General features: G+C 62.3%; 9 protein-coding genes. 4 read left to right on the forward strand and 5 right to left on the reverse strand.

Annotated features, from left to right (window positions below; genetic code table 11):
* Window positions 1–100 precede the first annotated feature (100 nt).
* Window positions 101–856, reverse strand: a complete 756-nt coding sequence (locus NW853_RS01180) for an ankyrin repeat domain-containing protein (protein ID WP_414335516.1) — start codon at window positions 854–856, stop codon at window positions 101–103.
* 310 nt (window positions 857–1,166) lie between these two features.
* Here NW853_RS01180 and NW853_RS01185 point away from each other — a divergent pair, with 310 nt between their 5' ends.
* Entirely contained in the window at window positions 1,167–1,724 is a 558-nt protein-coding gene (locus NW853_RS01185; protein ID WP_414335518.1) for a DnaJ domain-containing protein, read from the forward strand.
* Here NW853_RS01185 and NW853_RS01190 read toward each other — a convergent pair.
* The gene (locus NW853_RS01190; protein WP_414335520.1) at window positions 1,721–3,139 is read right to left on the reverse strand and encodes a 2-succinylbenzoate--CoA ligase; all 1,419 of its coding nucleotides are present in this window, start codon (window positions 3,137–3,139) and stop codon (window positions 1,721–1,723) included. The two genes, NW853_RS01185 and NW853_RS01190, sit on opposite strands and share 4 nt — an antisense overlap.
* A gap of 273 nt (window positions 3,140–3,412) precedes the next feature.
* Between NW853_RS01190 and NW853_RS01195 the strand changes: the two genes are divergently transcribed.
* Genes NW853_RS01195 through radC form a run of 3 tightly spaced genes read left to right on the forward strand, consistent with a single transcriptional unit; the run spans window position 3,413 to window position 6,909 of the window.
* On the forward strand, window positions 3,413–4,474 hold the full coding sequence (locus NW853_RS01195) for a CIA30 family protein (RefSeq protein WP_414347252.1): 1,062 nt from the start codon (window positions 3,413–3,415) through the stop codon (window positions 4,472–4,474).
* Entirely contained in the window at window positions 4,467–6,170 is a 1,704-nt protein-coding gene (locus tag NW853_RS01200) for an ArnT family glycosyltransferase (RefSeq protein WP_414347253.1), read from the forward strand. The genes NW853_RS01195 and NW853_RS01200 overlap by 8 nt, the downstream gene beginning before the upstream one ends.
* Window positions 6,171–6,177: 7 nt before the next feature.
* Window positions 6,178–6,909 carry a RadC family protein gene (radC, locus tag NW853_RS01205; RefSeq protein WP_414347256.1) on the forward strand — a complete coding sequence of 244 codons (732 nt, stop codon included), beginning with the start codon at window positions 6,178–6,180 and terminating at the stop codon, window positions 6,907–6,909.
* Window positions 6,910–6,943: 34 nt separating this feature from the next.
* Here the strand turns inward: radC and fmt are convergent, their stop codons facing one another.
* The 3 genes from fmt to mgtE all read right to left on the reverse strand — a co-directional run bounded on the left by fmt (window position 6,944) and on the right by mgtE (window position 10,116).
* Entirely contained in the window at window positions 6,944–7,912 is a 969-nt protein-coding gene (gene fmt / locus NW853_RS01210) for a methionyl-tRNA formyltransferase (protein ID WP_414347257.1), read from the reverse strand.
* A 25-nt stretch (window positions 7,913–7,937) separates the two neighbouring features.
* Window positions 7,938–8,639 carry a hypothetical protein gene (locus NW853_RS01215; RefSeq protein ID WP_414347259.1) on the reverse strand — a complete coding sequence of 234 codons (702 nt, stop codon included), beginning with the start codon at window positions 8,637–8,639 and terminating at the stop codon, window positions 7,938–7,940.
* A 76-nt stretch (window positions 8,640–8,715) separates the two neighbouring features.
* Entirely contained in the window at window positions 8,716–10,116 is a 1,401-nt protein-coding gene (mgtE, locus tag NW853_RS01220; RefSeq protein WP_414335532.1) for a magnesium transporter, read from the reverse strand.
* Window positions 10,117–10,118 lie beyond the last annotated feature (2 nt).

The following is a 10,118-nucleotide window of genomic DNA, read 5'->3' on the forward strand; positions in this document are numbered from 1 at the left end:
GGAGAGGGGCTGGGGGTGAGGGATGTCCCTCAGGGAGAGGGGCTGGGGGTGAGGGCAGCGACGCGGAGCGCTTGGGTCGGCGGCAATAGCAAACTTGATACTAAAGGGTTGCACCTCGGTCTTGTAACCATTGGACAGCCAAGCTGTGTTGGCGTTTTTGGGCATAGGCCAAAGGAGTATGCCCATCTTCATTGCGAGGGTTCAATTCGGCCCCATTTTCCAGCAAAAGTTCCAGGATTGCCACATGCCCCTCCCAAGCAGCCCAGTGCATCGGTGTTGCCCCAAATCGGTTGCGCGCATTGACATTGGCCCCATACAAGAGCAGAAAGCGAGCAATGCCCAGTTGCCCTTGGGTAGCAGCCTCGTGCAGAGGAGTTCGACCGGTTGCATCGGCGGCATCCACCGGCGCTCCTTTGGATAACAGGCGGGCCAGGATGCTTTTTCGTCCGGTGGTCGTGGCCCAATGGAGAACGCCAGAGGTATTGGCTCCTTTTTGGATGAGCAGACCGATCACCTCTGCCTGATCGGTTAAGGCAGCCCGATGGAGAGGGGTATATCCATAGCCATCTGGAAGGTTGATGTCGCTGCCTGCCCTCAAAAGACGCTCCACCAGCTTGACCCGACCGCTGGCGGCGGCCAAATGGAGCGGGGTGACACCTGTGGGATCCAAGGCATTGGGAGAAGCACCATGGGCCAAGAGCAAATCCAGCAGTTCCAAATTGCCAAGCAGTGTTGCTTTATGAAGCAAGGTCAGTCCTTGAGCATCGACAGCATTCACATCTTCCCCTTGCTGCAAATGGGATAATAATTGCTCTTGATCTTGATCTGCAAGAGCTTGATGAAGGGCTTCACTCATAGTCGATCGATAGAAGTCAAAGAAACCGATTGGGAATGGGGTTTCCAAATAACTTGGGCAAAGTCTAACACCGGATCCCTACCCTTGAGGTAGCTACAGGAAGAGAGACCTCTGCGTGCTCAGTCAAAGTGGCATTACAGCATCAAGCCCCAGCTAGGAGAACAACTTTCCATGAGATCGCATGAGCGCCGAGAGGATCCCTTGGTTTAGCCCGGCTTGGCATGGCATGATCATCGGCATAATCAGGGGTCGGAGCTGACTTTTGGCCCAGGTTCTGCCACTCTCAATTCCCTTCCTTCTGCCACCGCTCATGGACTACTACGCGATTCTCAACCTATCGCCGGAAGCGGACATCGAAGATATCAAGCAAGCCTTTCGCCGGTTGGCGCGGCAGTTTCACCCCGATGTGGCAGGGGAGGGATCTCGAGAGCGGTTCCAGCAAATCTATCAGGCCTACCAAGTGCTGAGCGACCCCGAGCAGCGGCGGCGCTACGATGCCCAGCGTCAATCTCCTCCTGCCGCCGGCCAGAGGCGGGTGGTCATCCGCACCGCCGGCTCTTCATCGGCAGAGCACCTCGATCCGGAATTGCTCAAAGAAGGGATTGCCCGCGTCAAGGCAGCCTGGCGCGAGCGTAAGTTGCCCACGGCAGTGGCTCTGGCAGAGGCGCTGTTGAAACGGTTTCCCAACTCCGGCGAGGCCATCCACCTCTTGGCTTTGGCCTACCAGCGCTTCGGCAACCACTTGATCTACGAGGGTCGCCACCAGCAGGCGGAAGCTTACCTGAGAAAGGCTTTGGCTATGGAGCCCCACAACCGGGAATTGACCTTTGAAATCCGGCGAGACTTGGCTCGTCTGGGATCCCGCTAGCTTACCTGGGGCGAGATCCCCAACTGCTGGGCGGCCCACTGCCGGAGCTGTTGGCGGTTCACCTTGCCCTGGAGATTGCGCGGGATCCCGGTGCACCACAGCCAGCGCTTCGGATGCTTGAAGGGACTCAGTTGGCGGCTCAGGTGTTGCTTGAGGCGCATCTCCAGCTCTTGGGGGATCGCCGGGAGCCCGGTTTTGGGGACGACCACCGCCACCACCTGCTGCCCCCATTCGGCATCGGGCAGACCCAGCACCCACACATCGTCCACCCAGCCGCTGGCCCGAACCTCTCCTTCCACCTCGGCAGCCATCACTTTTTCTCCGCCAGTCAGGATCAGGTCGTCGGCGCGACCCAACCAAAAGAGGTGGCCCTGCGAGTCCAGATAGCCCCAATCGCCGGGGGTGAAGCCTTGCTGATGCCATTGGCGCAAACCAAAGTGCTCCGCACCGCTGACGCGAAGGGCGGCCTGGGGGTAATGGCCCAGTGCCAGCGACTTGGCCCGGATGTGGATGAATCCCACGGCATCGCTGGGCAAGGGATCCCCTTGTTCACTGCGGATCTGGAGCGTGGCGTGGGGCAGGGGCCGGCCCAGGCTGTCGTTTCCTTGCCAAAAAGCCTCCGGCAGAAGCGTACAGACTTGGGAAGCCGTTTCGGTCATGCCGTAGGTGAGGGCAAGGGGCAGGTGCAGTTGTCGGGCCTGTTGCCGCAAGCTGGGCCAGGTGGGGCCACCACCGACCAAAATGGCGCGAAATTGGCGCAGGCTCTCCACAACTCCCGGCTGGGGGTTGAGCAACAGCCGTTGCAACTGAGTGGGTACCAGCGATAGAAAACTCCCCGGCAAGGGGGGATCCCAGGCCTCGGCCTGCTGTTGCCGTTTCCAATCCCAGACGATCCACTGCCCACCGGTCAGCCAGGAGCGAACAGCCTGCATCAGGCCGCTGATGTGGTGCAGGGGCAGCAGGCAATAGCTATGGACGCAGTCCACGCCGAAGTGCTGTTGGTGGGCCTTGGCCGAGGCGCTGAGGGTACGCCAAGAGTGGATTGCCCATTTCACCTGGCCGCCGGAGCCGCCGGTAGGGATCCCGATCAACGGCCAATGGGAGCCGGGTACAGCCTCCCGCAGAGAGGGGTTCAATGGGCTGGGATCCCCCTCCAGCCGGCCTTGCCGCCAGCGCCAGCCGCCTCCCAGGCCGGCCACAGCCTGGGCCCACTCTCGTTCTCCCCACTTGGGATTGCCCAAGAAGAGCGGGATCCCCAGTTTTTGACAGGTCAAAACGGCGGCCCACACCTGCAGCGGATCTGAGTCTGCCAGCAGCAGGGGAGCTGTCTTTTCTGCCAAGGGGCGCAATTGCTCTTCCAGTCCAGACAGGCGCTCCCGCCAAGTAACGGAGTGGCAACAGGGGTTCGGAAACATGCTTGGGCCGGTTTGGTCGGTCATCATGCAACTAAAGCGGAGCACCGCCGACACTAGACACAGAATAGCTTGGACTCCACAAGGCAGTTTTGTTGTGTGGCTTGAGCTCATCCGTCGAGAAGCCCCGCCCTCTGTCTGCGCACTGCAAAACCTCACCGGGCTGAGAATGCTGCTGGAAGTCCGGCTGGCCATTGGCCCTGCTCGTGAGCCAATTGCGTTCTGCAAAAGATCTGCATAATTTGGATAATCTGGACAAAGGGACGAGGTAAAGTCATGCCTTGGGAGCTGGGGCGGTTTTGGAACACGCTGACCTACTACGAGGCGTTGCCCTTTGCCGACTTCTGGCGCTGGGTTCAGAATGGGTTGCAAAGCCCAGCAGTTAACTGTATGCCTCCTTCCCTGACTCCGGCCACTTCCCTTCCGGTGGTTCTTTTGGGCGATGGCCTGCCCGAAGGTTTGGCAGAGGCGTTGCACCGGCAGGGAGCAGCGGTGGGGCAGAGCCAGGACTGGGTGACGGCCAGGGTGATCTTAGGGCTGGGAGCGCCAGAGACGGCCAAGGCTCACCTGGAGCGGCTACGCCGCAGTGGACAGACGGAACAGATGCTCTTTGACTTCCGCCGGCCCGATCCCCAGTTGAACCAGTTCTGGGGCATCCTGGACGATGTGGTGATGGGCGGGGTGAGCCAAAGCCAACTGCTCTGGGGAGAGGGCGAGCTGCTGTTTACGGGCCAGGTTTCCACGGCCAACTTCGGCGGCTTTGTTTCCACCCGCACGCGCAATTGGCAGCCGCCCTTGGATGCCTCAGGGTTTGCCGGCCTGGAGCTGCGGCTACGGGGCGATGGACAGCGCTACAAGGTTTTGCTGCGGGATCAAGGGGGCTGGGACAGCCCGGCCTACAGCTATGCTTTCGACACCACCCCAGGGGAGGAGCAGACTGTTCAAGTTCCTTTTGCCGAGATGGTGCCCACCTTTCGCGCCCGCCGGGTTGCCGCTCCCCCCTTGAATACCCGCCAGATCCATTCGCTGCAACTGATGCTGAGCAAGTTTGAAGCGGACGGCAGCCCCAACCCCCGTTTTCGGCCTGGGCCGTTTCGGCTGGGCGTGCGTTGGATCGGGCTCTATCGCCAGGAGCCGCTGCCGCAACTGATTGGGGTGGTGCGGGGATCCCTGGCGCCCGATTGGGTGGCGGCCCTGCAGGAGAGCTCCAGCCGTTGGTGTGGGGTGGAGATGCCCGCCGAGATCGAGGGATCCACCTTAGCCGCTCACCTACTGCGCCTTTTGCGCTCGCCCGCAAGTGTGGGCCGGGTGGTGCCCCTGCAAGCCTTCCATGGCTAAGCTTCTTGGCGGCCTCCAGGGATCCCTAGGAATGGGGCTTTTGGCCCTCCTGTGGCTGGGGGCGGGCCAGGGGATCCCTTACCTATTTGACTGGGACGAGCTCATTTACGCCAGCTTGGCGCGGCAGATGCTGGCCAGCGGCGATCCCCTGGCTTTGCAGATCAACGGCGAGCCCTTCTACGAGAAGCCGCCCCTGTTTTTCTGGCTGCAGGCCCTAGCGATGGCGGCCCTGGGGATCAACGAAGGGGCGGCGCGGCTGCCCAATGCCTGGGTTGGCGGCATCACGGTGGCCCTCTTGGTGGCGTGGGGAGCGCGGCTGCGCGGGGTGGGGTTTGGCTGCCTCTGGGGGGTCCTGCTCCTGACGGGCTACCTGCCTTTGTTTTTCTACAAAACCGGCCTCATCGACCCGCTGTTGAATTTGGGCATGGGCGTGGGGCTGGGATCCCTTTGGGCTGCCGACGAGGCCTGCCGGGCCGGCCGCTCCGGGCAGGGGTGGAGCGCTCTGGGCGCGCTGGCCTTGGGCCTGGCGGTGTTGGCCAAGGGGCCGGTGGGGCTGGTGTTGCCGCTGGGCATCTGGGCCCTCTACAAGCTCTGGCAGCGGGATCCGCCAAGGCGGTGGGGGGAGATGGTGGCCTTCCTCGGCTTGGCGGGGGCTATTCCTCTGGCCTGGCTGGCGCTGGAAGCAGCGGCGCGGGGGCTGCAGTGGCTGGCGGCGTTTTGGCACTACCAGTGGGGTTTGGTGAGTACCCCCAGCGGCCACCCCGGCCCAGTCTATTTTCATCTGCTGGCCTTTGCTCTAGGGTGTTTTCCCTGGGCGGCTCCGGCCTTGGCCGAGATCTTGGCCAGCCTCCATAGGCACAGTAACCCGGCAGCGGCGGATTTAACTCAGCGGGCAGAACGCCTGCTGTTGGTGGCCTTCGGGGTGGTGCTGGCTCTGTTTTCGCTCTTGGTGCAAACCAAGTTGATCCACTACACCTCGCTGCTTTATCCCATCGGCGCCTACTTTGCTGCCCTGCGCCTGCAACGCCTGGGATCAAGAGAGGCTCAACTCAGCGTTTGGGAAGGCGGCTGGATCCTGCTGAGCGGCTTGTTTTGGCTAGCCCTGTGGCTGCTATTGCCCTGGCTGGGATCCCAGGATCCCGTCCTGCTGCCGGTGGCCGAGAAGAGATTGACCGCTTTGGGGATCCCGCTTTCCGACCTTTTTGAGAGTCTAGCGGGCAGCTTGGCGCTTGGATATCTCCAGGCCGAGGTGGAGTGGCCCTTCTTCACCTATGGCCCTGCTGTGCTCCTGGCGTTGGGGGGACTGGCCTGGATTAGAGCTCGGCACAATGCTCGGGGATGGGCCATCTTGCTCTTGGCCACAGGACTAAGCGCCCAGTTGGCCTGGAGCTGGGTTTTCCCAAGGGTGTTGCAGCATACTCAGGGGGGATCCATCTACTTTTTCCGCCAGTTTGCCGGCCCAGAACCGGCTCTTTCGGGAAGGGTTGGCCTCTATGGGCTGCGGTCGTTTGTACCCTATTTTTATGGCCCGCTGCGGGTGCCCTATGCCGCCAACCTGGAGGAGCTGGCCGCCTGGCAGGTGCCCGACTATCTGGTGACCTGGGATCCCTTTGTAGCTGAGCTAGCAGCAACTTGGCAGGTCGTAGAGCGCCGCAGCCCCTTTTGGCTGTTGAAAAAAACCTCTTCTCTCCCCTAGCCGCAAGATGAGCCAGTACGTGTTGCGTATCAGCGACCTTCCCCTTCAGGATCGCCCGCGCGAGCGACTGCTCAGCCAGGGGGCCAAAAGCCTCTCCCACGCGGAGCTGCTGGCCATTTTGCTCAATACCGGCCAGGGGCCGGGCAAGCTCTCAGCCGTTGGCCTGGCCCAGTTGCTCTTGAAAAAATTGGAAGCCCAGGGGGATCCCTTAGCCCAACTGCGCCAGCTGGAAGCCGGGGAGCTGCTGCAAATTGAGGGCATCGGCCCAGCCAAAGCCGCAACAGTGTTGGCCGCCATCGAGCTGGGGCGGCGGGTGTTTTTGGCCCGACTACCCGAGCGGACGGTGATTGAATCGCCAGAACAGGCGGCCATGGCCCTAAGCGGCGACCTGATGTGGGAGACCCAAGAGCACTTTGCCGTCCTGCACCTGGACATCAAACACCGCCTTATCGGCCAGCAGATTGTAACCCGGGGAACCGCCACGGAAACTCTCACTCACCCGCGGGAAACCTTCCGCAGCGCCATCAAGCAAGGAGCCAGCCGCATCCTGGTGGCCCACAACCACCCCTCCGGCAGTTTGGATCCCAGCCCGGAGGATCTTGCCCTGACGCAGCAACTCTTGCAGGCGGGGCAACTGCTGCAGATCCCGGTTTTGGATCACCTCATTCTCGGCGGCGGGCAGTTCCTCAGCCTGCGCCAGCACACCCGCCTGTGGGAGGAGTTTCCCCAGCCAGAGTAACACCCCCAGCCCCTCTCCCAGGGGGAGAGGGGGGCTAGGGATCCGGCAGCGCCTCAAAGCGCATGCCCACCCTGAGCTGGCCGCCGTTGACCAAGTCCCAGGCCGACTGTTCTTTTCTGCCGGGCAGTTGGGCCCGCCGGATGAGAAGGGATCCCTCGCCGGTAGCCACATACACCCCTTCTCCTTTGGCCAGTCCCACCACTTCTCCGGGGCTACCCTGGGGAAGAGGGTCGGGCGGCGGATGCAACTGGGGAGCGGCAGAGCGGACAATCTTGATCCGCTGCCCCTGCAAGCCGGTAAAGCAGTCGGGAGAAAAGGCGCGGATTTGGTTGTGCAAGGCCTGGGCTGGGCGCCGCCAATCGAGCTGGAAGTCCTGCTTTTTAAGGAGGGGGGCATAGGTGGCCCGCGAGTCATCCTGGGGAATGGGGGTGATCTCTCCTTTTTCTAGTTTCACCAGGGTTTCCACCAGTAGCTCGGCCCCCAGTTGGGCCAGTTGGGAGGCCAGTTCTAGCCCAGTCTGCTCCGGCCCGATGGGCAGCTTGGCCTGCAGCAAGATGGCTCCTGTATCCAGGCCCTCGTCCATGAGCATGGTGGTGACGCCGGTCTCGGTCTCGCCGTTGGCAATGGCCCACTGGATGGGGGCAGCGCCGCGATAGGCCGGCAGGAGGGAAGCGTGGACATTGACGCAGCCCAACCTGGGCATTTGCAGCACCGCCGGCGGCAGGATTTGGCCATAGGCCACCACCACAAACACATCGGCAGCCAGCGCCTCTAGCGCCGCCAGCACCTCCGCATCCCGCCGCAGCCGGACAGGCTGCCACACCGGGATCCCATGGGCTTGGGCAAGGACCTTGGTGGGCGGCGGGAGCACCTTCTGCCCTCGTCCCTGCGGCCGATCCGGCTGGCAGACCAAGCCCACTACTTCAAAGGAAGACTGCCGCTGCAACAGGATCTGCAGGGAAGGCAGGGCAAACTCCGGCGTGCCAAAGAAAACAACCCGCATGACCGACCCCTCTGAGCCCTGCCCTTTAGTCTAGAGGGTTAGGGGAAGGTGGGGAGGGCTCGCCAGTGTCAGGCGCTGGAGAAGGAAAGGGAGAAAGCCTGGCCGGGGGAGACTGCCAAAAGACGGGCTGTTTGAGATCGAACTCTTGGCTCCAGGCCGGCAAGAAGGAGCCGAGCTTCTGCCCAGAAAGCCGCAGCCGTTGCACAAAGGTCCATTCCAGACGGGTCAAGACCCGCCGCACAAAATCCTTGGCCCAGGCCGGATCCGGAACTTGCGCTGCCTGCAAGTTCACCTGTAAGAGGCTCAGCTTGGGGTGCAGATGGACGCGGGCCTGGAGCCCTTGCGGGCGCAGCAGGTAGTTGAGCACATACTGGATGGCTTCTCCATCCCCGCGTTGGGCACGGTACAGCGGGCTGTTGGGGTTGGGCGGCGGCTGGTAGCGCCACTCGCGGTGCCACTCCGGGATCCCTTCTCCCAGAGGAAAGCCGAACAGCTCCACCAGTCGCTGCCGGTAGCTCAGCGCCAGTTGTTCCAGGGTTGGCAAGAGGCCCTGCAGCAGCCGCTCCGGATCCGGGAGGGGATCCCCCTCCAGGCGCAGCAGCAGACGTTGGCCGGAAAGACGCGCCTGCACCTGCAGATGTCCCAGCCCCAGGGATCCCAGGGCTGCTTGCAAGCGAGCCACGATCTCCGGCAGAGCCGCCTGGACATCCACAGAATGGGCAGACACCGGCAGGGATCCGCAACAAGATCAGATCCAACCTAGCCCAATTTCGGCAAGGGCTTGGAGGGGTTGGCGGCTAGGGCTAGATTCCCAGGATTAAACGGGCAACGTAGAAGTAGATCAACACCCCCAGCACGTCCACAATCGTGGTGATGAAGGGGGCGGCCATCAAGGCCGGATCCAGACCAAAGGAGCGAAACAGAAAGGGCAGCCCCGCCCCTGACACCGAAGAGAGAACAGAAATCCCAAATAGGCTTAGCCCAACGATGACCGCCACCAGGAGATCCCGCTGCAGGGCATAGGCCCAGCCGATGGTGATCAAGCTGAGCATGATCCCCAGCATGGCTCCCACCACTGCTTCCCGGACCAGTACCCCCAACCCGTCCTTGAGGCGCACCGCTGCCGTGCTCAGGCCGCGAATCACCACCGTCGAAGACTGGGAGCCGACGTTGCCGCCGCTATCCACCAACAGTGGGATAAAAGCCGCCAGGGCGATCACCTGGCTTAAGACTTCTTCCTGGCCGGCAATAATCGTGCTGGTAAAGGTGTTGGTAAGCAGCAAAATCAGCAGCCACACCACCCGCTTGCGGGCTGCCTGCCAAAAACTGAGGTCGAAATAGTCATCTTCTCCAGACTGCAACCCCCCCAAGGAGTAGATGTCTTCGGTGGCCTCTTGCTCCACGATGTCCAGTACATCATCTACCGTAACGATCCCCACCAGTCGCCGCTCGGCATCCACCACCGGCACCGCCAACAGGTCGTACCGCTGGATGACCTGCGCCACCTCTTCCTGGTCGGTGTGGGTGCTGACAAACACCACCTCCCGGCTCATCACCTCCTCCAGCCGCTGGGCCGGATCGGCCATCACCAACTCCCGCAAGGATAGGGTTCCCGTCAGGTGTCGCTCCTGGTCGGTGACGTAGAGGTAGTAGATGGTCTCGGTTTCGCGGGCCAAGAGGCGCACCCGCTCCAGTGCCTCGGCTGCCGTCAGGTTCTCTCGCAGGGAAATGTACTCCGGGGTCATGATCCGCCCCGCGGTGTTGGGGGCATAGCCCAGCAGCAGGGCCGTGGCTTCCCGTTCCTGGGGGCTGAGCTGGGGCAGCAGTTCGGCAACCACCTTGGCCGGCAGCTCGTCGAAGAGGCGGGCCCGGTCGTCCGGCGACATCTTGTCCAAGATGTCCTGGATCTCGTGGCTCCTGAACTCGCGCAGCAGCGCCTGTTGCAGATCTATGTCCAGGTGTTCGTAAACGCGGATGGCCAGATCCTTGGGCAGCAAGCGAAAGGCCAGAGCCTGCTGCGCCTCCGGCAACTCCCCGATTACCTCGGCAATGTCCACCGCTTGTACGGGCAGCAGGAGAGATTTGGCTTGTTCCAAGTTGTTTTCCCTTAGGGCCAAGCTGAGCTGGCCACGCAAGAGCTCACAAAATTGCTCGCGGCTCAACTCAGGGCTGGGGGCGGGTGGGATCAGCGGGGCGGAATTCAACG

It is taken from the genome of Synechococcus sp. H55.11, assembly GCF_047462475.1.
Taxonomy (GTDB): Bacteria; Cyanobacteriota; Cyanobacteriia; order Thermostichales; family Thermostichaceae; genus Thermostichus.